The sequence below is a fragment of the Duganella sp. CF517 genome (genome assembly GCF_900110275.1).
GTDB lineage: Bacteria > Pseudomonadota > Gammaproteobacteria > Burkholderiales > Burkholderiaceae_D > Rugamonas.
Map to the genome: position 1 here is coordinate 600,859 of NZ_FODC01000003.1, position 24,386 is coordinate 625,244.

16 protein-coding genes and 4 tRNA genes are annotated in these 24,386 nt (G+C 62.2%); 8 read left to right on the top strand and 12 right to left on the bottom strand.

What is annotated here, in order from left to right:
• The first annotated feature begins 295 nt into the window (after positions 1 to 295).
• Entirely contained in the window at positions 296 to 2,797 is a 2,502-nt protein-coding gene (locus BMX85_RS14280; RefSeq protein ID WP_229210453.1) for a TonB-dependent receptor plug domain-containing protein, read from the top strand.
• Positions 2,798 to 2,860: 63 nt separating this feature from the next.
• Here BMX85_RS14280 and BMX85_RS14285 read toward each other — a convergent pair whose 3' ends face one another.
• From BMX85_RS14285 to BMX85_RS14340, 12 genes are all read right to left on the bottom strand, one after another.
• Complete coding sequence (locus BMX85_RS14285) at positions 2,861 to 4,771, bottom strand: SurA N-terminal domain-containing protein (RefSeq protein ID WP_090320070.1); 1,911 nt, start codon at positions 4,769 to 4,771, stop codon at positions 2,861 to 2,863.
• A gap of 327 nt (positions 4,772 to 5,098) precedes the next feature.
• Positions 5,099 to 5,175 (bottom strand) — tRNA-Asp (locus BMX85_RS14290).
• A gap of 30 nt (positions 5,176 to 5,205) precedes the next feature.
• Positions 5,206 to 5,282, bottom strand: a tRNA-Asp gene (locus BMX85_RS14295).
• 38 nt (positions 5,283 to 5,320) lie between these two features.
• Positions 5,321 to 5,396, bottom strand: a tRNA-Val gene (locus tag BMX85_RS14300).
• Positions 5,397 to 5,456: 60 nt separating this feature from the next.
• The gene (locus BMX85_RS14305) at positions 5,457 to 5,729 is read right to left on the bottom strand and encodes an HU family DNA-binding protein (RefSeq protein ID WP_090319067.1); all 273 of its coding nucleotides are present in this window, start codon (positions 5,727 to 5,729) and stop codon (positions 5,457 to 5,459) included.
• A gap of 212 nt (positions 5,730 to 5,941) precedes the next feature.
• Positions 5,942 to 8,353 carry an endopeptidase La gene (gene lon / locus BMX85_RS14310; RefSeq protein WP_090319070.1) on the bottom strand — a complete coding sequence of 804 codons (2,412 nt, stop codon included), beginning with the start codon at positions 8,351 to 8,353 and terminating at the stop codon, positions 5,942 to 5,944.
• A 276-nt stretch (positions 8,354 to 8,629) separates the two neighbouring features.
• Positions 8,630 to 9,898, bottom strand: a complete 1,269-nt coding sequence (gene clpX, locus BMX85_RS14315; RefSeq protein WP_090319072.1) for an ATP-dependent Clp protease ATP-binding subunit ClpX — start codon at positions 9,896 to 9,898, stop codon at positions 8,630 to 8,632.
• A gap of 172 nt (positions 9,899 to 10,070) precedes the next feature.
• Positions 10,071 to 10,697: an ATP-dependent Clp endopeptidase proteolytic subunit ClpP gene (gene clpP, locus BMX85_RS14320; protein ID WP_090319075.1), complete on the bottom strand. Its 627-nt coding sequence runs from the start codon at positions 10,695 to 10,697 to the stop codon at positions 10,071 to 10,073.
• A gap of 97 nt (positions 10,698 to 10,794) precedes the next feature.
• Positions 10,795 to 12,135 (bottom strand): trigger factor, encoded by a 1,341-nt coding sequence (gene tig, locus BMX85_RS14325; protein ID WP_090320073.1) that lies wholly within the window; start codon positions 12,133 to 12,135, stop codon positions 10,795 to 10,797.
• Positions 12,136 to 12,167: 32 nt separating this feature from the next.
• Positions 12,168 to 12,254 (bottom strand) — tRNA-Leu (locus BMX85_RS14330).
• Between the two features lie 214 nt (positions 12,255 to 12,468).
• Positions 12,469 to 15,552 (bottom strand): efflux RND transporter permease subunit, encoded by a 3,084-nt coding sequence (locus tag BMX85_RS14335; protein ID WP_090319079.1) that lies wholly within the window; start codon positions 15,550 to 15,552, stop codon positions 12,469 to 12,471.
• Complete coding sequence (locus BMX85_RS14340; RefSeq protein ID WP_229210455.1) at positions 15,549 to 16,706, bottom strand: efflux RND transporter periplasmic adaptor subunit; 1,158 nt, start codon at positions 16,704 to 16,706, stop codon at positions 15,549 to 15,551. The genes BMX85_RS14335 and BMX85_RS14340 overlap by 4 nt, the downstream gene beginning before the upstream one ends.
• A 156-nt stretch (positions 16,707 to 16,862) precedes the next feature.
• Between BMX85_RS14340 and hpnC the strand changes: the two genes are divergently transcribed.
• The 7 genes from hpnC (at position 16,863) to BMX85_RS14375 (ending at position 24,379) form a co-directional block, all read left to right on the top strand.
• On the top strand, positions 16,863 to 17,705 hold the full coding sequence (hpnC, locus tag BMX85_RS14345; protein WP_090319085.1) for a squalene synthase HpnC: 843 nt from the start codon (positions 16,863 to 16,865) through the stop codon (positions 17,703 to 17,705).
• Positions 17,706 to 17,898: 193 nt separating this feature from the next.
• Complete coding sequence (locus BMX85_RS14350) at positions 17,899 to 18,468, top strand: DUF6624 domain-containing protein (protein WP_090319088.1); 570 nt, start codon at positions 17,899 to 17,901, stop codon at positions 18,466 to 18,468.
• A 116-nt stretch (positions 18,469 to 18,584) separates the two neighbouring features.
• A complete protein-coding gene (locus BMX85_RS14355) occupies positions 18,585 to 20,585 on the top strand; it encodes a glycoside hydrolase family 97 protein (protein ID WP_229210456.1) in 2,001 nt (666 codons plus the stop codon).
• A gap of 86 nt (positions 20,586 to 20,671) precedes the next feature.
• Positions 20,672 to 20,899, top strand: coding sequence for a hypothetical protein (locus BMX85_RS14360; RefSeq protein ID WP_229210457.1), 228 nt, complete (start codon positions 20,672 to 20,674; stop codon positions 20,897 to 20,899).
• 280 nt (positions 20,900 to 21,179) lie between these two features.
• On the top strand, positions 21,180 to 22,013 hold the full coding sequence (gene hpnD, locus BMX85_RS14365) for a presqualene diphosphate synthase HpnD (RefSeq protein ID WP_090319092.1): 834 nt from the start codon (positions 21,180 to 21,182) through the stop codon (positions 22,011 to 22,013).
• Positions 22,014 to 22,041: 28 nt separating this feature from the next.
• Entirely contained in the window at positions 22,042 to 23,445 is a 1,404-nt protein-coding gene (hpnE, locus tag BMX85_RS14370) for a hydroxysqualene dehydroxylase HpnE (RefSeq protein WP_090320078.1), read from the top strand.
• A gap of 130 nt (positions 23,446 to 23,575) precedes the next feature.
• Positions 23,576 to 24,379: a DUF1700 domain-containing protein gene (locus BMX85_RS14375; protein ID WP_090320081.1), complete on the top strand. Its 804-nt coding sequence runs from the start codon at positions 23,576 to 23,578 to the stop codon at positions 24,377 to 24,379.
• The last annotated feature ends 7 nt before the right edge of the window (positions 24,380 to 24,386 follow it).

Here is a 24,386-nt window from a genome sequence, read left to right on the forward strand (position 1 = left end):
GACTACACCAAAACAGTGCATCCCTGGACGCCGCTTGTAACAACTTTGTTACAAAGCGGCGCATGCGGATTTCTGCATAAAAAAAATCGCCTCCCGGGCAGCCGCCCCCGCCAATCCGCTAAAGTATTTACATAGCTTTCAGTTTGCTATCTTGGCACACATCTTGCGATAAGGTAATTGTCCCTTACGCCAGTTTCATGCCGGCGTCCACCCACCTGTAGCCCAAAAGAAAACCCCGCGACGGGGTCTGGGGACACTTGCGCCTAAATTTTTTAAACCTGAAGGAGCGGCACCAATGAAGCAACCGATGCACACGAAAAAACGCTTGTTGACCCAAGCCGTACTGCTGGCACTGACCGCCGGCGCGGCAGCGAACGTGATGGCCGCCGACGCCGAAACCGCCGCAGGCGCGGGCGCGGCCGACGCTGCGGCCGCAGCCGCAGCCGCGCCCGCCGCCGCCGGCGACAACGTGATGGCCGTCATCGTCACCGGCACCCGCCGGGGCGGGTTGAAGGCGGTCGATAGCGCGTCGCCGATCCAGGTGCTCGATTCCGGCTCGCTGGAACGCACCGGCCAGCCGGACCTGATCCAGGCGCTGGCGCAGAACCTGCCCTCCTTCACCGCCCAGGCCTTCGGCGGCGATACCGCCAACATGACGCTGTCGGCCCGCCTGCGCGGCCTGAGCCCTAACAACACGCTGGTGCTGGTCAACGGCAAGCGCCGCCACACCACCGCCAACCTGGCGGTGCTGGCCGGGCCGTTCCAGGGCGGCGCCGCGACCGACCTGAACTTCATCCCGGTGGCCGCCATCGACCATATCGAAGTGCTGCAGGACGGCGCCGCCGCCCAGTACGGCACCGACGCGATCGCCGGCGTGATCAACATCATCCTCAAGAAGGACAACTCGGGCGGCTCGCTGACCGGCACCGCCGGCCGCTATTTCGACGAAGGCGGCAAGACCGGCGACGCCAGCTTCAACATCGGCTTCGAGCCGAGCGCCAACAGCTACCTGAACCTGACCGGCGAAACCAAGTACCACGGCCACAGCATGCGCTCGGACGTCGATCCGCGCGTGACGAACCCGGCCAACCTGGCGTCGATGCCGACGTTGACGCAGGCCGACGGCTATCCGTACGCCAACAAGATCTCCGGCGACGCCGCCTACCACCTGAACCTGCTGTCCCTGAACGGCGGCGTCGATCTCGGCGGCACCGAGCTGTACACCATCGCCACCTACGGCAAGAAGGAGGCCGATTCGTTCCAGAATTACCGCGTGCCGAACCGCATTCCGCGCATGTACCCGAACGGCTTCAACCCCAAGCAGACGCTGGACGAGACCGACTACGGCTTCACCGGCGGCGCCAAGGGCGAGCTGGCCGGCTGGAACTGGGATTTGAGCAGCACCTACGGCAAGGACGAGGCGAAAATCGGCGTCAAAAACTCCGGCAACATCTCGCTGTTCAACGACACCGGCGCCTCGCCGACCCTGTTCCACGCCGGCACCTTCACTGCCACCCAGTGGACCACGTCGCTCGAGGTCAACCGCGAGTTCGCCGTCGGCTGGGCCTCGCCGCTGTCGGTGGCAGGCGGCGTCGAGTACCGCCGCGACGGCTACGAGATCGGCGCCGGCGACCCCGCCTCGCGCTACAAGGAAGGCTCGCAATCGTATCCGGGCTTCTCGCTGACCGACGCCGGCAAGCACGACCGCAACAACAAATCGGTCTATGTCGACGTCGCCGGCTCGCCGGTGGCCAATCTGAAAATCGACGTCGCCGCCCGCTTCGAGGACTACAGCGACTTCGGCAGCGCGCGCGTCGGCAAGTTCACGGCCCGCTACGACTTCACCCCGGCGTTCGCGCTGCGCGGCACCGTCAGCAACGGCTTCCGCGCGCCGACCATGGCCGAACAGTACTACTCGGCCACCAACGTCTCGCCGACGCAGGCGTCGGTGCAGCTGGCGCCGAACTCGCCTGCCGCCGCGCTGGTCGGCATCAATGGCCTGAAGCCGGAGAAGTCGCAGAACTACAGCCTGGGCATGGTGTTCCATCCGGTGCCGAAAGCGACCGTCACGGTGGACGCCTACAGCATCAGCATCCACGACCGCATCGTCGGCAGCGGCACCCTGTTCGGGTCGGGCAACACCGTCAATTCGCCGGCGGTGGTGGCCGCCATCCGCGCCAACGGCAACATCCTCGACCCGACCGTCACGCGCACCGGCATCAGCGTGTTCTCGAACGCGGCCAACACCCGCAACAAGGGGATCGAGGCGGTGCTGTCGTACGGCAGCAATTTCGGCGACCTGGGCCGGGTGGACTGGTCGGCGGCGGCCAACTACAACCAGGTCACGGTGACCAAGGTCAACCAGGCGCCGTCGCAGCTGCTGCCGCAGCGCTTGCTGGACCAGTCGGCCATCGCCTCGCTGGAGAACTCGTCGCCGAAGGTGCGCGTCAACCTGGGCGGCTTGTGGAAGAAGGGGGACTGGACGGTCAACCTGCGCGAATCGATCTACGGGCCGTCGTCGGGGTATAGCTCGCTCAACAACGTCAACTATTTCGAGACCAAGATCGACACCTTGTTCACGACGGACCTGGAAGTGTCGTACCGGGTGACGAAGGCGGTGACGGTATCGGCCGGCGCCAACAACCTGTTCAACAAGTATCCGGACAAGGTCAATCGGGAGTATGTGGCGGCGGCGCGCGCGGCGCTCAACACGGCGGCGGTGACGCAGTACCCGTCGTTCTCGCCGATCGGCATCAACGGCGGATATTATTACGCGCGGGTCGGTTACACCTTCTGATCCGCCCAACAAAAAAGCCCCGGACGTTTTGGCGTCCGGGGCTTTTTTCTTGCTAATTCAAACTCATTTCACTTCGGTGACGGCGGCGGTCTGGATCGGCTTGAGCACCTTGACCTTGGCGCGTTGCTTCAGCAATTGGATGTATTCGTACATCTCTTGCTGCGCGACGATGCTGCTGATCTGCTCGGCTTCCGATTTGCGGCGCTCGACGTCCTGCTCGGCCGGCTGCTGCACTTTGCCGATGCGGTAGATGCCGTAGCCCATGCCCGGCACGTCGACGCCAACGTACGCCGGCAGCTTGCTGGTGTCGGCTTTCATGACTTCCTGCATGGCCAGGCCGTTGATGCCTTCGGCCTTGGCGCGCGAAACCAGCTTGGCCGCGCCGAAACCTGCGGCGTCGCCCGACTTCTTGAACGCCGCCAGTTTGTCGGCGCCGGCTTTGGTGGCCAGTTTGCCGGCTTCTTCCATCGTCACGCGCTGGCGGATCGCGGCATCGACTTCGGCCAGCGGACGCTTGGCCGCGGGCTTGAATTCGACGATGCGGCCGGCGATCAGGGTGCTCGGCGCGGCTTCGACCGCTTCCGTGTTGCGCTTGCTGCTGATCGAATCGTTGGAGAACAGCGCGGCCAGGAACTTGGCGTTGTTGTACGGCGCCGGGCCGGCCATCGGCGATGGATTGCGCGAGACGTTGGCGGCGCTTTCGATCTTCAGGCCCAGCTTGTCGGCGACCGGCTTCAGGCTGTCGGACTGCTCGTAGACGGTGTTGGTGAAGGTTTCAGCCATTTCCGAGTATTTCTTGGCGGCCTTCTGCTTTTTCAGCGCCTCGGCCACGTCGGCCTTGACCGCGTCGAGCGGCTTGACGACGGCCGGCGTCAGCGCGCTGACGGTCAGCACGTGGAAGCCGAACTCCGATTGCACGGCGTCGCTGATCTCGCCCTGCTTGAGCTTCATGACGGCCGCTTCGACCGGCGCCGGCAGCACGCCTTTGGTGACGATGTCCAGATCGCCGCCCTGCTCGGCCGAGACCGGGTCTTCCGACTTGGCCTTGGCGACCTTGGCGAAGTCGGCGGGACTCTTGCGCAGCTCGGCGACGATGGCGTCGGCCTTGGCCTTGGCGGCGGCGGTCTCGGCGGCGTTGGCGCCTTTCTTCAAGGCGACCAGCACGTGCGCGGCGCGGCGCGTTTCCGGCGTCGTGAAGGCGGCCTGGTTGGCGTTGTAGTAGGTGGCGACTTCGGCGTCGGTGACGGCGATCTGGCTGATCACGGCGTCGCTGTTGAGGACCACGTATTCGATCTTGGCCTGTTCCGGCACTTCGAAGAACTTGCCGTTCTTGTCGTAATAGGCCTTGACCATCTCGTCGGTGACTTTGACCTGCGGCACGAAATCGGCGACCGGCAGCAGCAGTTCCTGCACTTCGCGTTCCTGCGCGCCGATGTCCGACAGCGTCTTGGCGACGCTGCGCGGGGCGAACGCGGTGCTCTGCACCGAGCCGGCCAGCTGTTGCAGGGCGATGTCGCGGCGCATGCGGGCGTCGTTCATGGCCGGGGTCAAGCCCTGGGCGGCCAGGATCTGCTTGTAGCGTTCCATGTCGAACGTGCCCGGACCGCCGAACAGTTCGGTGATGGCCTTTTGCAGCTGGACGTCGCTCACGCTCAGGTTCGAGCGGGTGACCTCGGCGGCGATCGCGCGCTCGGCGATCAGCTGGTCGAGCAGGTTTTGCTTGAATTCCGGCGTATCGAACATCTTTTGGTCGAACTGCGCGCCCATGCGCTGGCGGTAGCTGTCGAGCTGGTTGCGCAGCGCGTTGTCGAACTCTTGCTGGCTCACCGGTTGACCGGCGACTTTGGCGATCGTGGTGGCGTCGTCGCCGAAGCCCTTGTAGCCCTCGAGACCGACTAACGCGAACGAAGGTACGATGATGATCGCCAGGAGAATCTGCATCAAGCGTTGATGGGTACGAATAAATTCAAACATGGTCAGCCAATTCGGATTGAGTGGAACTTGCACATACAAAAAAGGCGAACTCGCGTTCGCCAATTCCGGTTGGCGGATTTTACAGCGAGGCACCCTCTATAGCAAGGGTAAATCATGACAGAACGGCACCGCCGCCGCCGGCCGTCACGGCCCGGCCGCACGCGCCTGTCCGGCGGCGTGAGCATATTCACCACAAAGTTAATAACGGTTCATATCGCGGATAATATAAAGCCGGACCCGCGATATTCAAGTCGGTGCCGTGGGATAAACCCGGCGCGCAAAAGAAAAACCCCGCAGCTCATTATAAGCTGCGGGGTATCTTGTTCTTGGCGGAGCGGACGGGACTCGAACCCGCGACCCCCGGCGTGACAGGCCGGTATTCTAACCAACTGAACTACCGCTCCTTTGGTCCTGCACTTGCATGCGCATTTTGTTGGCGGAGCGGACGGGACTCGAACCCGCGACCCCCGGCGTGACAGGCCGGTATTCTAACCAACTGAACTACCGCTCCAACAAAACACTGGGTACTGCTTGCTGCTACGACAAAACTGGTGGGCGGTGAGAGGCTCGAACTCCCGACCTAAGCCTTGTAAGGGCTCCGCTCTACCAACTGAGCTAACCGCCCGTTTTGCCGCATTTTGTTCCAGTGAACCCCTCATTTACATGAGCTGCTCACCGAAGTCCGTTAGTTTACAGCATCTTTCAAAGCTTTACCAGCTTTAAATTTAGGAACTTTCGCTGCTTCGATGGTGATCTCTTCCTTGGTGCGTGGATTGCGGCCGGTGCGGGCAGCGCGTTCGCTCACGGAGAAGGTACCAAAGCCGACCAGGGTCACGCTGTCGTTGTTTTGCAGGGTCGTGGTCACGCCGTCGATCACCGCGTCCAGCGCGCGTGCGGCGGCGGCTTTCGAGATGTCAGCGGAAGTGGCAATATGGTCGATCAATTCAGTCTTATTCAAAGCAATTCCCCGTCACAAAGGTTATATCGTTTAGCCGCTAAACTCCGGTATTTAAAACCGCAGCGCCGGCCGAGAAAAATCTCAGGCCGTATTAAACAAGCCAGCCCCGTGTCGTGTCAAGCACTGCACTGTAGAAAAGTGGGCCAAAATAAAAAACAGGCGCTATAAAAGCGCCTGTTTTTGTAATACCAGATACTAATGACGAACAAAAGTTAGTGTTTTACCACTTCTGTTTGGCCGTCGGCTTTGGCGGCGGCGGCTGCCACCGCCTCCACCGGCGCGGTCTCGGTCAACGGCTCAGGCAGACGCTCGAGCGCGATTTCCAGCACCTTGTCGATCCAACGCACCGGCACGATTTCCAGCTTGTTCTTGACGTTGTCCGGAATGTCGGCCAGGTCCTTGACGTTCTGCTCGGGGATCAGCACGGTCTTGATGCCACCGCGCTGGGCCGCCAGCAGTTTCTCTTTGAGGCCGCCGATCGGCAATACCTCGCCGCGCAGCGTGATCTCGCCCGTCATGGCGACGTCGGCGCGCACCGGAATGCCCGTGAATACCGACACCATCGCCACCGTCATGGCCGCGCCGGCCGAAGGACCGTCCTTCGGCGTCGCGCCTTCCGGCACGTGAATGTGGATGTCGCTCTTCTCGAACACTTCGTTCTTGATGCCGAGGCGGTTGGCACGGCTGCGCACCACGGTGCGGGCCGCTTCGATCGACTCCTTCATCACGTCGCCCAAGGTACCGGTGCGGATGACGCCGCCCTTGCCCGGCATCTGCACGGCCTCGATGGTCAGCAGATCGCCGCCCACCTCGGTCCACGCCAGACCGACGACCTGGCCGATCTGGTTTTCCTTCTCGGCCACGCCAAAGTCGTAGCGGCGCACGCCCAGGAACTTGTCCAGGTTTTTCGGCGTGACGGCGACCTTCTTCTCCGACTTCTTCAGCAGCAGCATCTTGACCACCTTGCGGCAGATCTTCGACACTTCGCGTTCCAGCGACCGCACGCCGGCTTCGCGGGTGTAGTAGCGGATGATGTCGCGCAACGCCGCTTCGCTAACGGCGATCTCGTCTTCCTTCAGACCGTTGTTCTTGATCTGTTTAGGCAGCAGGTAACGCTGGGCGATGCTGGTCTTCTCGTCTTCCGTGTAGCCGGACAGGCGGATCACTTCCATGCGGTCGAGCAGCGCCGGCGGAATGTTGTACGAGTTCGACGTCGCCACGAACATCACGTCGGACAGATCGAAGTCGACTTCGATGTAGTGGTCCGAGAACGTGTGGTTCTGTTCCGGGTCCAGCACCTCGAGCAGGGCCGACGACGGATCGCCGCGGAAGTCCGCGCCCATCTTGTCGATCTCGTCCAGCAGGAACAGCGGATTGCGCACGCCGACCTTGGCCAGCGACTGCAGCACCTTGCCCGGCATCGAGCCGATGTAGGTACGGCGGTGGCCGCGGATCTCGGCCTCGTCGCGCACGCCGCCGAGCGCCATGCGCACGAACTTGCGGTTGGTGGCGCGGGCGATCGACTGCCCCAGCGAGGTTTTACCCACGCCCGGAGGACCGACGAAGCACAGGATCGGCGCTTTCAGCTTGTCGACGCGCTGCTGGACCGCGAGGTATTCCAGGATGCGTTCTTTAACCTTGTCCAGGCCGTAGTGATCGCCCTCGAGCACTTTCTCGGCGTTGGTCAGGTCGTTGTTGACCTTGGACTTCTTCTTCCACGGCAGGCTGACCAGGGTGTCGATGTAGTTGCGCACCACGGTCGCCTCGGCCGACATCGGCGACATCAGCTTGAGTTTTTTCAGTTCGGCGGTGGCCTTGTCCAGCGCCTCTTTCGGCATCTTGGCCAGCGCAACTTTTTTCTCGAGCTCGTCCAGGTCGGCGCCGTCCTCGCCCTCGCCCAGTTCCTTCTGGATGGCTTTGACCTGTTCGTTCAGGTAGTACTCGCGCTGGGACTTTTCCATCTGGCGCTTGACGCGGCCACGGATGCGCTTCTCGACCTGCAGAATGTCGAGTTCGCCTTCCAGCTGGCCCAGCAGATGCTCGAGGCGCTTGGCGACGCTGAAGATTTCCAGGATCACCTGTTTCTGCTCGAGCTTGAGCGGCAGGTGCGCGGCGACGGTGTCGGCCAGGCGGCCGGCGTCGTCGATGCCCGACAGCGAAGCGAGGATTTCAGGCGGGATCTTTTTGTTCAGTTTGACGTACTGGTCGAACTGCTGGACGATGGCGCGGCGCATCGCTTCGATTTCCGAATCGTCGCCCAGCTCGGAATCGAGCGGCGTCAGGTCGGCCACGAAGTGCGTCGGCGCGTCGGTGATGCGGTTGATGCGCGCGCGCTGCGAGCCCTCGACCAGCACCTTCACGGTGCCGTCGGGCAGCTTCAGCATTTGCAGAATATTGGCCACGCAGCCGATCTCGTAAATATCGGAGGCAGAAGGTTCGTCCTTGGCGGCCGCTTTTTGCGCGGCAAGCATAATGCTCTTGCCCTGCTCCATTGCGGCTTCCAACGCCTTGATCGACTTGGGTCGACCTACGAACAGCGGTATCACCATATGCGGGAAAACTACAACGTCCCGCAGGGGCAATAACGGCAGTTGAGTTTGCTCTGTTAATTTGGAAGTTGTCATGGCGTACCTTATGTGAAAGCGTGATTATGATGTGGGCGCTGATATGCCGAATCACAAGACCGAACCGCAAGAAATAATTCTCATATAAAAGAGTTTTTTCTAAGCCGCCAGCCCAATCTAAAAGAACCATCCAATAAAAAAGCCACGCGCGACAGCGGCTGTCACGTGTGGCTTTTCGAATGAAGCCTGCTCTTTTATTGATTTAAATTGTACCGCCTTGCCCCACGGATGCGAAATGAATTTTGCGTCGGCGTGGGGCAAGTGTGCACAAGTTATTTAATTCTCACCAGAGGCTTTGGCCTGATCTTGGTATATCAATAAAGGTTTGGCACCACTGGTGATCGTATTCTCATCGATAACCACTTTGGTGACATTGGTTTCATTCGGCAGCTCGTACATCGTGTCCAGCAACGCGTGTTCCAGGATCGAACGCAGGCCACGGGCGCCGGTCTTGCGCGCCAGCGCCTTCTTGGCGATCGCGTGCAGCGCGGCCGGACGAATCTCCAGCTCGGCGCCTTCCATGTCCAGCAGCTTGGCGTACTGTTTGACCAGCGCGTTCTTCGGCTCGATCAGGATCTGGATCAGCGCCTCCTCGGTCAACTCCGACAAGGTGGCGACGACCGGCAGACGGCCGACCAGTTCCGGGATCAGGCCGAACTTGATCAGATCTTCCGGTTCCGCTTCCAGCAGCACTTCGCTGGCGTTGCGTTCCTTCTTGCTCTTGACGCTGGCCGAGAAGCCGATACCCGACTTTTCCGAACGGTTGGCGATGACCTTGGCCAGGCCGTCGAACGCGCCGCCGCAAATGAACATGATGTTGGTGGTGTCGATCTGCACGAAGTCCTGGTTAGGATGCTTGCGCCCGCCTTGTGGCGGCACCGACGCCATCGTGCCCTCGATCAGCTTCAACAGCGCCTGCTGGACGCCCTCGCCCGACACGTCGCGCGTGATGGACGGGTTGTCGGACTTGCGCGAGATCTTGTCGATCTCATCGATGTAGACGATGCCGCGTTGCGCTTTCTCAACGTCGTAGTTGCAGCTCTGCAACAGTTTCTGGATGATATTCTCGACGTCCTCGCCCACATAGCCCGCTTCGGTCAACGTGGTGGCGTCGGCGATGACGAACGGCACGTTCAACATGCGCGCCAAGGTCTGCGCCAGCAGGGTCTTGCCCGAGCCGGTCGGACCGACCAGCAAGATGTTGCTCTTGGCCAGTTCGATGTCGTCTTTCTTGCCCAGATGCTTCAGACGCTTGTAGTGGTTGTACACGGCCACCGACAGGATGCGCTTGGCGGTTTGCTGGCCGATGACGTACTGGTCCAGCAAGTCCTTGATTTCATGCGGGGTTGGCAGGTCCGACTTGGCGCCGGCGACCGACTCGATGGCCGAGGTCTCGTCGCGGATGATGTCGTTGCACAGGTCAATACACTCGTCGCAGATGAACACCGACGGGCCGGCGATGAGTTTCTTTACCTCGTGCTGGCTCTTGCCGCAAAACGAGCAGTACAGTAATTTTTCGCCGCTGGAGGATTTTTTGTCTGACATGGGGCAGTTTTCTTTGAGTTACAGAATGGCTTTGCTGTTGCAGCGTGTGTGGCGTTCCGGAAAAGTCCGCCTACCACTACATGCTACCCGAAATAAAAACGAAACGCCCGAACGATTGATCGCCCGGGCGCGTTTTACAGCAATACTGCGCAGCAACGCTGCGATGAAAGCATCAAGCCCGGGTGGACAACATTTTGTCGATCAATCCGTACTCTACAGCCTCTTCCGCCGACATGAAACGGTCACGATCGGTGTCTTTGGCGATCTGCTCGACGGTTTGGCCGGTGCGCTCGGCCATGATGGCGTTCAGACGATGACGCAGATACAAGATTTCCTTGGCCTGGATCTCGATGTCGGATGCCATGCCCTGCGAACCGCCGGAAGGCTGGTGAATCATGATGCGCGAGTTCGGCAGCGAGAAACGCTTGCCCTTGGCGCCGGCGGCCAGCAGGAAGGCGCCCATCGAGGCGGCCATGCCGGTGCACAAGGTCGATACGTCAGGCTTGATGAACTGCATCGTATCGAAGATCGCCAGGCCGGCCGAGACCGAACCGCCGGGGGAATTGATGTACAGCGAGATATCCTTGTCCGGATTTTCGCTTTCCAGGAACAGCAGCTGCGCGACCACCAGGTTCGCCATCTGGTCGTTGACGGGACCGACCATGAAGATGATGCGTTCCTTGAGCAGGCGCGAGTAAATATCGTACGAACGCTCGCCGCGACCGCTTTGTTCGACCACCATCGGCACCAGGCCGAGCATTTCAGTGTCCAGCGCCGGATTACGGTTAAAACCAGTCATTCTATTTCCTTGTGAAGCAGCTAGGCCGGAAAGGCAATATTACACCAAATTGTTATAGTCAACTTGGTGCGTATCGCCGGCTCCGGCCGGTGCTGAATTACGCTTGAGCGTTGCTTCCCATCAGTTCGTCAAAGGCCACGACCTTGGACGAAGTCTTCGACAGGCCCAGGACGTAGTTGACGACGTTTTCTTCCAATACAAGGGCTTCCACCTCGGCCAGACGGCGGCGATCGCTGTAGTAGTACTTCAGCACTTCGCGCGGGTCTTCGTAGCTCTGGGCGAAGTCTTCGACTTGCGCTTTGACCTGCTCGGGCTGGGCTTGCAGCTTGTTCTCGCCGACCAGTTGCGACAGGATCAGGCCCAGGCGCACGCGACGCTCGGCCTTTTCGGCGAACAGTTCTTGCGGGAATGGCACGTCCTTGACGTTCATGCCGCGCTGTTCCATGTCCTGGCGGGTCATTTCGGCCAGGCGCTCGCTGTCCTGGGCGATCAGCGACTGTGGCACGTCCAGGGTGGCGGTTTTCACCAGCGCGTCCATGACGGCTTCCTTGTTGCGGGCCTTGACACGGCCGGCCACTTCGCGTTCCAGGTTGACTTTGATGTCTTCGCGCATTTTGGCGACGTCGCCGTCGGCCACGCCCAGCGACTTGGCGAACTCGGCGTCGACTTCCGGCAGGTGCGCCCATTCCAGCTTTTTCAAGGTGATGGTGAACGACGCGGTTTTGCCGGCGACGTCTTTACCATGGTAGTCCTCCGGGAAAGCCAGCGGGAAGGTCTTGGCTTCGCCAACCTTCAGGCCGACGGTGGCGGCTTCGAATTCCGGCAGCATGCGGCCTTCGCCGAGCACGAACGGGTAGTCTTCGGCTTTGCCGCCTGGGAACTCAACGCCGTCGATCGAGCCGACGAAGTCGACGGTCACGCGGTCGCCGTTGGCGGCCACAGGCTCGCCGCCGTCGCCGTGTTCGCCGGCTTCGCCCTTGGTGTGGAAGTGCACGCGCTGCTTGCGCAGGATTTCAATGGTCTTGTCGATCTCGGCTTCGGAGACGTCGGCCTTGACGGTTTCGATTTCCACCGTGGTCAGGTCGCCAACGACGACTTCCGGGTAGACTTCGAACGTCGCGTCGAAGGTCAGCACGCCTTCTGGCGAGTCTTCCTTAGGCTGGATGTTCGGGTAGCCAGCTACGCGCAGCTGGGCTTCGTTTGCGGCGTCGTTGAAAGCGCGGCCAACTTTGTCGTTCAACACTTCGGTCTCGATCTGATAACCGTACTGTGCTGCGACCATTTTCAGAGGAACTTTACCCGGACGGAAGCCTGGTGCCTTAGCCGTTTTGGCTTGCACTTTCAGGCGCTTCTCAACTTCGCTGCGTACTTCGGTCAGCGGGAAGGAGATCGTGATACGACGTTCGAGTTTGCCCAAGGTTTCGACTGCAGTTGCCATGTAAAAATCGTCCAAAAAAATAGTAATACAGTTGGTGCGAGGAGGGGGACTCGAACCCCCACACCATTGCTGGCGTCAGGACCTAAACCTGGTGCGTCTACCAATTTCGCCATCCTCGCGGCATGTTTGCACAAAAGCAAAGGGCGACTCGTAAGTGAAAACGGTCGCCCCGGCCCCACTATTCTCCGTGGGAGCTTTCAACTTCAACGCGGTATTCTAACGGGTTTTTTAGCGAAATGTGGTGATTTTTAAACTAACCCCACCATTCCGCCGTTTTTCGCTTATTTTCCCGTGAATTTACCGTGAATTTACCGTGTATCGCCTTGTATTTGCCTATTTGGCGGGCTTTTTCACCCGGAACCAAGCGGCATAAAGCGCCGGCAGGAACAACAACGTCAGCGCGGTCGCCACGATCAGGCCACCCATGATCGCCACCGCCATCGGGCCCCAGAAGACCGAGCGCGACAACGGGATCATCGCCAGCGCGGCGGCGGCGGCCGTCAGGATGATCGGACGGCAACGCCGCACCGCCGATTCGACGATCGCCGTCCACGGATCGTGGCCGGCCTTGATGTCCTGCTCGATCTGGTCGACCAGGATCACCGAGTTGCGGATGATCATGCCGAACAGCGCGATGATGCCCAGGTTGGCGACGAAGCCCAGCGGACGGCCCAGCAACAGCAGCGCCATCGCCGCCCCCGCCACGCCGAGCGGACCGGTCAGGAACACCAGCAGCGCCCGCGAGAAGCTGTGCAACTGCAACATCAGCAACGTGAAGATGATGAAGATCGCCAGCGGCAGGTTGGCCGCGATCGACGCCTCGGCCGAGCCGCTGTCGGCCGCCGCGCCCTTGACGGTGATCTTGTAGCCGGCCGGCAGCGCGTCGCGCAGCGCCTTCAACTTCGGATCGATCTGGCCGGACACGGTCGGTCCCTGTATATGGTCGCCGACGTCGGCCTGCACGGTGATCGCCCATTCGCGCCCTTCGCGCCACACCACGCCCGGCTCCCACACGAAGTGCGCGCGCGCCAGCTGGCTGATCGTCACGAACTTGCCGCTGGCGGTCGGGATGTTGGTGTCGTTCAGGATCGAGATCGTGTTGCGCTCGTCGATCGGCTGGCGGATCTGGATGTCGACCAGCTTGATGTCCTCGCGGAACTGGCCGACGGTGGTGCCGGACAGAATCGTGTTGGCGGCGCGCATGACGGTTTGCGAAGTCACGCCAACGGCGCGCATCTTGTCCTGATCGAGGTCCAACCGCAGCACCTTGATCGACTCGTTCCAGTTGTCGTTGACGCCCAGCGTGTTCGGGTTGTCACGCATGATGTCCTTGACCTGGTCGGCGATCGCGCGCACTTTGGCCACCTCCGTGCCGGTCACGCGGAATTGCACCGGATACGGCACCGGCGGCCCGTTCGGCAACAGTTTGACCCGGCCGCGCACCTCGGGGAAATCGACCTTGAAGACATCGACGATCTTCTGGCGCAACTCGGCGCGGGCCTTCAAATCCTTCGGCAGGACGACGATCTGCGAGACGTTGGTCTGCGGGAAAATCTGGTCCAGCGGCAGGTAAAAACGCGGGCTGCCGGTGCCGACATAGCTGGTCACGCTGACCACGCCCGGCTGCTTGCGGATGAAGGCCTCGAATTTCTTCACCTGCGCCTCGTTGGCGGCGAAGGTCGTGCCTTCCGGCGTCCACATCTCGACCATCAGTTCGGGACGGCTCGAATCCGGGAAGAATTGCTTCTCGATGAAGTTGAAGCCGTACACGCCGAGCGCGAACACCGCCAGCGACAGCACGATGGTGGTCTTGCGGAACTCGACGCACCAGTTGACGACCGCGCGGAAGCGGCGGAAACCGGGCGTGTCGAACAGGTCGTGCTCGCTGGCGCCGTCGGCGTGCGGCTTAACCTTCAGCAAGATGAAGCCGAGGTAAGGCGTGAACGTGACGGCCACCACCCACGAAATGATCAGCGCCAACGCGTTGACCGAGAACAGCGAGAACGTGTACTCGCCGGCGGCCGACTTGGCCAGGCCGATCGGCAGGAAGCCGGCGACGGTGATCAAGGTGCCGGTCAGCATCGGGATCGCGGTCGACGTGTAGGCGAAGGTGGCCGCGTCGAAGCGCGACATGCCCTCCTCCATCTTGCGCACCATCATTTCGACGGCGATGATGGCGTCGTCCACCAACAGGCCCAGCGCGATGATCAGCGCGCCCAGCGAAATCTTGTGCAGGTCGATGTCGAGCACGCGCATGAACAGGAAGGTCACCGCCAGCACCAGCGGGATGCTCAGCGCCACCACCAGGCCGGGACGGATATCCAGGCGGAACGGCTTGGTGTGCAGGCCGAGCGCGACGAAACTGACGGCCAGCACAATCAGCACCGCCTCGATCAAGGTGTGGACGAACTCGCCCACGGAGGCCTTGACCGCCTCGGGCTGGTCGGAAACGCGTTCGAGCTCGATACCGACCGGCAGCTTGGCCTTCATCTCGGCCACGGTCTTCTCCATGTGCTTGCCGAGCTCGATGATATTGCCGCCCTTTTCCATCGACACGCCCAGGCCGATCACTTCCTTGCCGTTGAAGCGCATCTTGTCGCCCGGCGGGTCCTGGTACTGGCGCTTGACGGTGGCGAAGTCGCCCAGGCGGAACGTGGTGCCGTTCGCGCGCAGTTCCATCTCCTCCAGGTCCTTGACGGTTTTCAACGCGCCGGTGACGCGCACCTGCAGGTTGTCCGTCGGCGTGACCAGCACCCCGGTCGACTCGACGCTGTTCTGCGCGGCGATCTGGTTGGCGATGGTCTCGATCGGGATGCCCAGTTGGGAAAACTTCTTGTGCGAGAACTCGATGTTGATCTTCTCGTCCTGCACGCCGAACAGCTCGACCTTGGACACCATCTTCACGCCCAGCAATTGCTGGCGCACGAAATCGGCGTAGTCTTTCATCTCGGCATAGGTGAAACCGTCGCCCGACAGCGCGAAGATCGACCCGTAGGTATCGCCGAACTCGTCGTTGAAAAACGGCCCCTGCACGCCCGGCGGCAAGGTGCCGCGCATGTCGCCGATCTTCTTGCGCACCTGGTACCAGGCTTGCGCCACGTCCTTCGGCGGCGTCGATTCGAGCAGCTTGAGGATGATCAGCGTCTCGCCCGGCTTCGAATAGCTGCTGATCTCGTCGATGCCCGGTGTTTCCTGCAACTTCTTTTCCAGCTTGTCGGTGACCTGCTCGGCCACCTGCAGCGCGGTCGCGCCCGGCCAGTTGGCGCGCACCACCATCGCCCGGAAGGTGAATGGCGGGTCTTCATCCTGGCCCAGGTTGCCGTAACTGAGGGCGCCGCCGATCAGCAACACGGCGATCAGATAGCGTGTCAGCGGAATGTGTTCCAGCGCCCAGCGTGAGAGGTTGAAGCCCTTCATTTGGCGGCCCCGGCTGCGGGCGCCGCCGGCACGACCGGTGCGGCCGGCGCGGGTGCCGCCACCGGCACATCGTTACCGAGGATCTTCACTTTCTGGCCCGGTTTCAGCAGATGCACGCCGGCTGTCACGATGGTCTGGCCCGGCTTGACGCCGCTGCCCAGGATCAGGTCGTTGCCGGCGGCGCCGGTGACGGTGACCGGCACCAGCTTGGCGACGCCGCCCTCCACCACCCAGACCGATGTCACCGATTTCTCGTTGAACAGCGCCGTCAGCGGCACCTTGATCTGCGGCGTGGCCGTCTTCGACGCGAACCGCACCACGGCCGTCATGCCCAGCTTGGCTTCTGCCAGGCTGTCCGGAATCGTCACCTTGGCCGTGTAGGTGCGGGTGGCGGGATCGGCCACCGGCGAAATCTCGCGGATCTTGCCGATCACCGATTTGCCCGGATCGGCCCACAGCCGCACGTGCACGTCCGAAATCTTGCGCAGCGAATCGACCTTATCTTCCGGCAAACCGATGACGATCTCCTTGTCGCCGGCCTTGGCCACGCGCACCACCTCGGTACCGGGCTGCACCACCTGGCCCGCTTCGGCCGACACCGCCGTCACGACGCCGTCGACATCGGACACCAGCGCCGCGTAGCCGGCCTGGTTCGATTGTCCGCGATAGGCCGCCTGCGACGCCTCGACGTTGGACTGCGCCGACTTGAAGGTGGACTCCTTCTCGTCGAGCACGGCCTGGCTGACGAAGTTCTTGGTGCGCAATTCCTGATAACGCTTCAACTCGGCCCTGGCCAGGTCGCGGCTGGTTTCAGCCGAGCGCAGCGCGGCCAGCGACTGCGCCTGCGATAATTGCAAATCCTGCGGATCGAGCTGCATCAGCACCTGCCCCTTCTTGACCAACGTGCCGACGTCGACCTTGCGGCTGACGATCTTGCCGGCGACGCGGAAGCCCAGCCGCGATTCGACGCGGGCCCGCACCTCGCCGGAAAACTCGGCGTTGACATCGACGTCGCTGCTGCTGAGCACAATCGCCCGCACCGGACGGATGTCCTCGGTTTTCTCGGGCGGCTTGGAGCAGGCGGCCAGGGTGGCGGCCATCAGCAACGCCATTAAAGGGGGGGAGATCTGACGCGGGATTTTTGGGGCGACCACAGTACTGTCCTTTTTCTTGCTCTGGAGGGTAGTTGGCACTACTATTACGGGTTGGAAATAAATGACTTTCCGTTAATTAATTATAAGCCGAGCAAATTCGTTTGCAAATGACTTTTGCGTCATTAATCTAAAAATATTGCTTTAGGCTGGGTGTGTATGTCAGTTGATCACTACGAGAATTTCCCTGTTGCGTCCATTTTGTTACCAAGTCGTCTACGTCCCGCAGTCGAAGCCATCTACGCGTTCGCGCGCAGCGCCGACGACATCGCCGACGAGGGCGACGCCACGCCGGAGCAGCGGCTGGCCGCGCTAAGCGCGTATGAAGCCGCGCTCGACCGCATCGCCGCCGGCGACAGCGGCCACGCGCCGATGTTCGAACGGCTGGCGCAGGTGGTACGCGAGTACGACCTGCCGCTCGAGCCGATGTACGCGTTGCTGTCGGCCTTCAAGCAGGACGTGGTGGTCAGCCGCTACCAGACTTACGATGCGGTGCTGGATTACTGTTCCCGGTCGGCCAATCCGGTCGGCCACCTGATGCTGCATCTATACGGCGCAGCCGACGAGCACAACCTGCGCGACGCCGACGCCATCTGCAGCGCGCTACAGCTGATCAATTTTTTGCAGGACGTGGCGATCGACCTGCAAAAGGAACGCATCTATATACCGCTGGAGGACCTGAACCGCTACGCCATCCTGCCTGGAGCGCTGGACCAGGCCAGCGCCCGCCCCCGCTGGCGTTCGATGATGAAATTCGAGGTCGAGCGCGCGCGCGCCCTGATGCTGAGCGGCGCGCCGCTGGCGCTGCGGCTCAAGGGTCGGATCGGTTTCGAGCTGCGGATGATGGTGCAAGGCGGCCTGCGCATCCTCGACGCCATCGAAGAGGCGGAATACGACGTCTTCCTGCATCGTCCAAAGCTGACCAAGCGCGATTGGCTGAACGTGTTCTGGGCGTCGGTGCGGATGAAGCGGCAACTGAAGCGGGTGGCGCGCGTCGCCTGAAACCGCCGCCCGCACTTGCCAAAAGGATAACCTGACTTCTATACTAGGTTCCGAGCGCCACCCCCGCCGGGGTCAAGTCTGTCATTCGGACACGATCCCAGCCGCAGCCCTGTCCAGCGCGCCAGCTCCTGGCATAAACCGCCCACAGCACGCTCGACGCGCTACATCAGACCTTAATTTGAGAAGGACTTCCATGAAACCACGCGACTTCTGTCTGCTCGCCCTCGCACTCGCACTCGCCTCCCCAGGATGCGCCCTCGCCGACGCATGCGAGAAAACCGCGCTGGCAAAAACCTATGAAAAAATGCATAAGGATGACCAAGCATTGAGAGGTCGTTATATCCGGATCCTTGAGATGGAGCACAGGCACCAAAAAGTCGACCTAAAAGAGAAGGAACGCCTTGAAATCAGCATTTCCGACACGGACAACCGCAATCAAACAAAGCTCGACGACTTGATCAGGCGCTGCGGCTGGCCGGGAACACTCAACAGCAATCGCGCATCGTTTGCGGCATTTCTCACGATCCAGCACGCCGACCTCGACTATCAGCTGAAATATCTCGACACGGTCAAAGCGGCCAACAAGCGGGGCGAGATCCCCGGTATGGAGTTGGCCATGCTGATCGACAGGATTCTGGTTAAACAAGGCAAACCACAACTCTACGGCACGGAGTTCGAATACGGCAGCAACAAGGTGGCACCCATTGCCGACCCGATCAATTTGAACCAGCGAAGAAAAGAACTGGGATTGCCAGCGATTTAGACGGGGTTGCGGATTTACATGCTATGTCTTGGTGAATTTCGTAATTGCCGCGATGACAAGTTTCTCGCAAAATGGGGGGCAACCAAACCAACTACCCATAATCGGAGACCCGAACCATGTCAGATCAAGTCCGCGCGGCCACCCTCATCGCGATGACCACCGTTGTCGCCGCCATGGCGACGGCCAACGCCGAGACCATCACCGTCAAGTCACCCGGCGGCAACAACGTGGTGACCATCGACAGCGATAAACTGACCTATTCGGTCAGCCGCAACGGCAAGGTCATCATCGAGCCGTCGCCGCTCGGACTCAATCTGGACATCGGCACGATCGGCCCCGGCGCCAAGCTGACCGGGCGCAGCGGCGGCAGCGTCAACGGGACCTACGAGATCGTCGTCGGCAAGGCGCGCAGCGCGCCCGACCGCTACACCCACGCCGACCTGGCGTTCGCGGCCGCCGGCAAACCATTCGACTTCCACCTGCTGGTGCGGGCCTACGACGACGGCGTCGCCTTCCGCTATACCTTGCCGGAACAGGCGGGCCTGAAAGCGGTCAAGGTGAAAAGCGAAAACACCCAGTTCAACTTCGCCAAGGATTACGACTGCTGGGGCGCCAACATGGGCCGCTTCGACACCAGCTTCGAGGCCGAATACGACCAGACCAAAGCGTCGAAGCTGCGCAACTTCCACCACTACATCTCGCCGCTGGTGTGCAAGACCGGCGCCGGCCAGACCACTTTCGCCATCGCCGAATCGGACGTCAAGGACTATCCGGGCTTCTTCCTGTCCGGACGCGGCGACGCCGGACTGGGCGTGGCGGTGACCTTGCCGCCGCGCTTCGACAACGACCGCAACTTCCGCTCCCGCAAAACCATCTCCGCCAGCGTGCAGTTGAAGGGACAGGGGTTCCAGTCGCCGTGGCGCGTGGTGATGCTGGCCGACGCGCCGGGCGACCTGGCCGCCTCGTCGCTCATCCCCACGCTGGCCGCGCCGTCGCAAATCAAGGACACCAGCTGGATCAAGCCGGCCAAGACATCGTGGGACTGGTGGAACGATTGGGCCGTCGACGTGCCCAACGCCGGCGTCAACACCGCCACCTACAAGGCCTTCGTCGACTTTTCCAAGCGCATGAAGCTGGACGACATCCTGATCGACGAAGGCTGGTCGGTGGGCAGCGATATCGAACCGAACGCGGACGCCGACGTCACGCGCGGCAAGCCCGAAATGGACATGCCCGCCCTGCTCCAGTACGCCAAGTCGCAAGGCGTGGGCGTGTGGCTGTGGCTGCAGTGGCAGCAGCTCGACAACCAGATGGACGCCGCCTTCAAGCAGTATGAAGCGTGGGGCATCAAGGGCGTCAAGGTGGACTTCATGAACCGCAACGACCAGGAAATGGTCGACTGGTACCACAAGGTGCTGGAAAAGGCCGCCCAGCACCACCTGATGGTCAACCTGCACGGTGCCTATCCTCCGACCGGCCTGAACCGCACCTGGCCGAACTACATCACGCAAGAAGGCGTGCTGGGCGCGGAGAACAACAAGTGGAGCGCGCGCATCACCGCCGGCCACAACGTCACGTTGCCGTTCACCCGCATGATCCTGGGCCCGATGGATTACACGCCGGGCGGTTTCCGCAACACCACGCCGGCCAACTTCAAGCACCGCAACCACGAGCCGATGGTGATGACCACGCGCGGCCAGGCGGTCGCCATGTACGTGGTCTACGACAGCCCGTTCCAGATGGTGTCGGATGCCCCGGCGGCCTACGACAAGGCCGACGGCGCGGAATTCATCCAGGCGGTGCCGACGTCGTGGGACGAGACGCGCATCCTGTCCGGCGACATCGGCCAACACATCGTCTCGGCGCGACGCAAGGGCGACACCTGGTACCTCGGTGCGATGACCAACGAGGCGGGCCGCACGCTGAAAGTGCCGCTGTCGTTCCTCGGCAAGGGCGCGTTCACCGCGCACGTGCTGCAGGATGGCGCCGATCCGACCCGCTTGAACGCCAGCGACAGCAAGGTCTCGGCGACGGGGCACCTGACGCTGAAGCTGGCGCCGTCCGGCGGCGCGGTGGCGGTGATCAAGCCTCAAGGCGCGGGCCTGGCTCAGCAGTAAGCTGCAAGCCTTGTACGATTTAATCGTTGCCGCTGCACAATAGTCACTTGTTGTGTTATGTTCGGGAAAAATTACGAGGTGTCATCATGTTGTCACACAACTCCTACTTCGGCATGGCGATGGGCCAGTCGCAGCGTCCGGATACCGAAACGTCCAAGATCGTGGAACTGGGCGTGCGCCTGCAGCAAAGCCACGGCAAGGCGTTCGCGTCGGAATTCCTGGTGCGCCGCGCGATCCCGGTCAACGTCATCGTGCGCGTGCTGTCCGATCCACCGGGCCGCCGGCGCGCCAACCGGATGCCGGCGGGCCTTTAAGCTCGACCACGCTCACCAGCTCGATCCTCGAGGCGCCGGCGCAGCTGTACCAGGCCGATGGCGTCTTGCCGTTCCTCCAACGGGCAGCCGAACACGGTGCCGCAGACATGCGGCATCGGCTCCGGCTCGACCACCCGCAAAACGATATGGTCTGTTTCCCGGATCCGTATCCTCGCGCCGCTCCCGCAACCAAGGAAATGGCGACCATAACCCAGCCCCCATCCGTGCGCTTAACACTATAGAATAGCGGCTTCGATAGTCATTCCTTGCTTTTTTATTCATGTCCCCCGACGACTACTGCCAGCAAAAGACCGCCCAGAGCGGCTCCAGTTTTTATTATAGTTTTCTGTTCCTGCCGCCGGAGCGTCGCCGAGCCATCACCGCCCTGTATGCCTTTTGCCGCGAGGTCGACGACACCGTCGACGAATGCACCGACGAATCGGTGGCGCGCATCAAGCTGGCGTGGTGGCGCAAGGAAATCGCCAATATGTACGAAGGCAAGCAGAGCCACCCCGTGACGCAAGCGCTGCAGCCGCACATCGCCATCTACAAGCTGGAACAGCAGCATCTGCAAGCCATCATCGACGGCATGGAGATGGACCTCAACCAGACCCGCTACCTCGACTATCCGGCCTTGACCACGTATTGCTGGCACGTGGCCTCGGTGGTCGGCATCCTGTCGGCCAGCATCTTCGGCGCGACCCGGCCCGAGACGCTGAAGTACGCGGAAAAGCTGGGCCACGCCTTCCAGCTGACCAACATCATCCGCGACGTCGGCGAGGATGCGCGCAAGGGCCGCATCTACCTGCCGATCAACGAGCTGCAGCAGTTCAACGTGACCGCCGCCGACCTGCTCAACGCCCGCCACAGCGAGAACTTCGAAAAGCTGATGGCGTTCCAGGTGGCCCGCGCGCAGCAGGCGTACGACGACGCCTTCGCGCTGCTGCCGAAGGAAGACCGGCGCGCGCAGCGTCCCGGCCTGATGATGGCCGCCATCTATCGCACACTGCTGACGGAAGTGCGGGACGACGGCTACCACGTGCTGACCCAGCGCATTTCGCTCACGCCCATCCGCAAGCTGTGGCTCGCCTGGAAGACCTATATTCGTGGTTAACGACGACGCCGTGGCCGGGGATGACGCCGTGACCGGGTCGCCGGAAGAAAAACGCTCGGCGGCGAAAGCCGAACCGTCCAATGTGCGCTCGGTCGCCGTCATCGGCAGCGGCTGGGCCGGATGCGCCGCCGCCGTCGAACTGGCGCGGGCCGGCTTCAAGGTCACGCTGTTCGAGGCGGCGCGCACGCTCGGCGGACGCGCGCGCCGGATCGAGACGGACCGCAAGCTGCTCGACAACGGCCAGCACATCCTGCTGGGCGCCTACAGCGAAACCTTGCGCCTGATGAAACTGGTCGGCGTCGACCGCGACCAGGCGCTGCTGACGCTGCCGCTGCAAATGCGCTATCCACCCGGCGGCGGGGGCATGGATTTCGTCGCGCCGCGCCTGCCCGCCCCGCTGCACCTGGCGCTCGCGCTGCTGCGCAGCAAAGGCCTGGACCGCGCCGACAAGATGAGTCTGGCGCGCTTCTCGAGCACGGCGCGCTGGATGGGCTGGCAACTCAACGATGACTGCAGCGTCAGCGAACTGCTGCGACGCTTCGAGCAGACGCCGCGCCTGATCCAGCTGATGTGGCGCCCGCTGTGCCTGGCCGCGCTCAACACGCCGCCGGAACGCGCCTCGGCCCAGGTTTTCCTCAACGTGCTGCGCGACAGCCTGGGCGCCAAACGCAGCGCCTCGGACATGCTGCTGCCGCGTGTCGACCTGTCGGCGCTGTTCCCGGACGCGGCCTCGGCCTTCCTGAGGGCGCACGGCGGCGCGGTACGCACCGGCGCCAAGGTGCAGGCGCTGCGGTCGATCGAAGGGCGCCTGTGGCAGGTCGAAGTCAGCGGCGCGGCCGTCGGCGGCACCTGGAGCACGTATTTCAACGGCGTGGTGCTGGCCACCGGCGCCGTCCAGGCCGCCTCGCTGCTGCACGCCGTGCCCGACTGCGACACCACGGACGTGTGCGCCCGGCTGACGGCGTTCGAATCGGAAGCCATCACCACCGTGTATCTTCAATACGATGCCGCCACGCGGCTGGCGTTGCCGTTCTTCGCGCTGCTGGAAGACCCGGACAATTACCAGTGGGGCCAGTTCGTCTTCGACCGGGGCCAGCTCGACGCCAGCCAGGCCGGTTTGCTGGCGGTGGTCATCAGCGCCTCGGCCGGCGTCGCCGCGCAGCAGCAGGATCTGCTGGCCGAAGCGGTCGCCGTGCAGCTGGCGGCGGCGTTCCAGTGGCCGGAATTGGGCCGGCCGAGCTGGTTCAAGGTCATCACCGAAAAGCGCGCAACCTACGCCAGTTCGCCCGGTTTGGTGCGTCCGCGCAATGCCAGCGGCCTGCCGGGGCTGGCGTTGGCGGGCGATTACACGGCCGGCGACTACCCCGCGACGCTGGAATCGGCGGTGCGCAGCGGCGTGGCGGCGGCCGCCCATTTGAAGGGCGTCACCTAACCCTCACCCGTCCGGTGGGCGGTTTCTGTCGCCTGCCCCGCGATTTGTGCAGCCTGTCACATGGCGTTGGCATGGGGCCGCCGATCTGCGTACAGTTGCACCATCGACAAAGACGTCATTGGAACACATCATGAGCAAGCAGCAATACCTCGATGCGCTCAAGCAGGCGATGCAGGGCTTGCCACCGGAAACGGTGGCCAAGACGCTGGCCTACTACGAGCAGCGCTTTATCGACGGCCTGGTGGCCGGCAAAAGCGAAGCCGAGGTCTACAAGGAACTCGACGAACCGCGCAAGATCGCGATGACATTGCGCGCCTCGGCCCATTTAAATTCTTTTGAGCAAAAAAAGACGCCTGCCAATCTGGTCCGGGTGATGGTGTCGTTCGTCGGCCTGGCGGTCTTCAACCTGTTCATGGTCATTCCGGCAATGGTGTACGCGGCAATGCTGCTGGCGGTCTATGTGTCGGCCTTCGCGTTCTACATCGGCGGCGTGGCGGTGACCGCCAGCGGGCTGTCGGGCCAGAACGAGTTGTCGCTCGAAGGTCCGTTGCACCACGTCATGGCGCTGACCCACTCCCGTTTCGACACCAAGGAGGAGGAAGCCGAGGCCAAGAGCTGGCGCATCGCCATCAACGACATGGGCATCCAGATCAGCAAGGCGCCCGGCGGCGACGACGAGGGCGGCGCCGAGACGGTGCAGGGAACCAGCCGCGCCAGCCGCTTGTTCGACCGCGCCGAGGCGGTGGCCTCGGGCGACGTCCACATCACCACCGATTTCGACAGCGGCGCCCGCACCACGCAGACCTTCATCGGCTTCGGCCTGATCTTGGCCGGCATCGGCCTGTGTTTGATCAGCATCGTGCTGACGCGCTACACCGTGATCGGCTTGCGGCGCTACGCGGCGATGAACATGTCGCTGCTGCGCGGACGCTAGGGAGGCA

Bases quoted from the DNA above. Each gene is read 5' to 3' on its own strand.
- BMX85_RS14280 (WP_229210453.1), top strand. From the start codon at position 296: ATGAAGCAACCGATGCACACGAAAAAACGCTTGTTGACCCAAGCCGTA.
- lon (WP_090319070.1), bottom strand. From the start codon at position 8,353: ATGACAACTTCCAAATTAACAGAGCAAACTCAACTGCCGTTATTGCCC.
- tig (WP_090320073.1), bottom strand. From the start codon at position 12,135: ATGGCAACTGCAGTCGAAACCTTGGGCAAACTCGAACGTCGTATCACG.
- clpX (WP_090319072.1), bottom strand. From the start codon at position 9,898: ATGTCAGACAAAAAATCCTCCAGCGGCGAAAAATTACTGTACTGCTCG.
- hpnC (WP_090319085.1), top strand. From the start codon at position 16,863: ATGTCAGTTGATCACTACGAGAATTTCCCTGTTGCGTCCATTTTGTTA.
- BMX85_RS14285 (WP_090320070.1), bottom strand. From the start codon at position 4,771: ATGTTTGAATTTATTCGTACCCATCAACGCTTGATGCAGATTCTCCTG.
- BMX85_RS14375 (WP_090320081.1), top strand. From the start codon at position 23,576: ATGAGCAAGCAGCAATACCTCGATGCGCTCAAGCAGGCGATGCAGGGC.
- clpP (WP_090319075.1), bottom strand. From the start codon at position 10,697: ATGACTGGTTTTAACCGTAATCCGGCGCTGGACACTGAAATGCTCGGC.
- BMX85_RS14360 (WP_229210457.1), top strand. From the start codon at position 20,672: ATGTTGTCACACAACTCCTACTTCGGCATGGCGATGGGCCAGTCGCAG.
- hpnD (WP_090319092.1), top strand. From the start codon at position 21,180: ATGTCCCCCGACGACTACTGCCAGCAAAAGACCGCCCAGAGCGGCTCC.
- BMX85_RS14355 (WP_229210456.1), top strand. From the start codon at position 18,585: ATGTCAGATCAAGTCCGCGCGGCCACCCTCATCGCGATGACCACCGTT.
- BMX85_RS14335 (WP_090319079.1), bottom strand. From the start codon at position 15,552: ATGAAGGGCTTCAACCTCTCACGCTGGGCGCTGGAACACATTCCGCTG.
- BMX85_RS14350 (WP_090319088.1), top strand. From the start codon at position 17,899: ATGAAACCACGCGACTTCTGTCTGCTCGCCCTCGCACTCGCACTCGCC.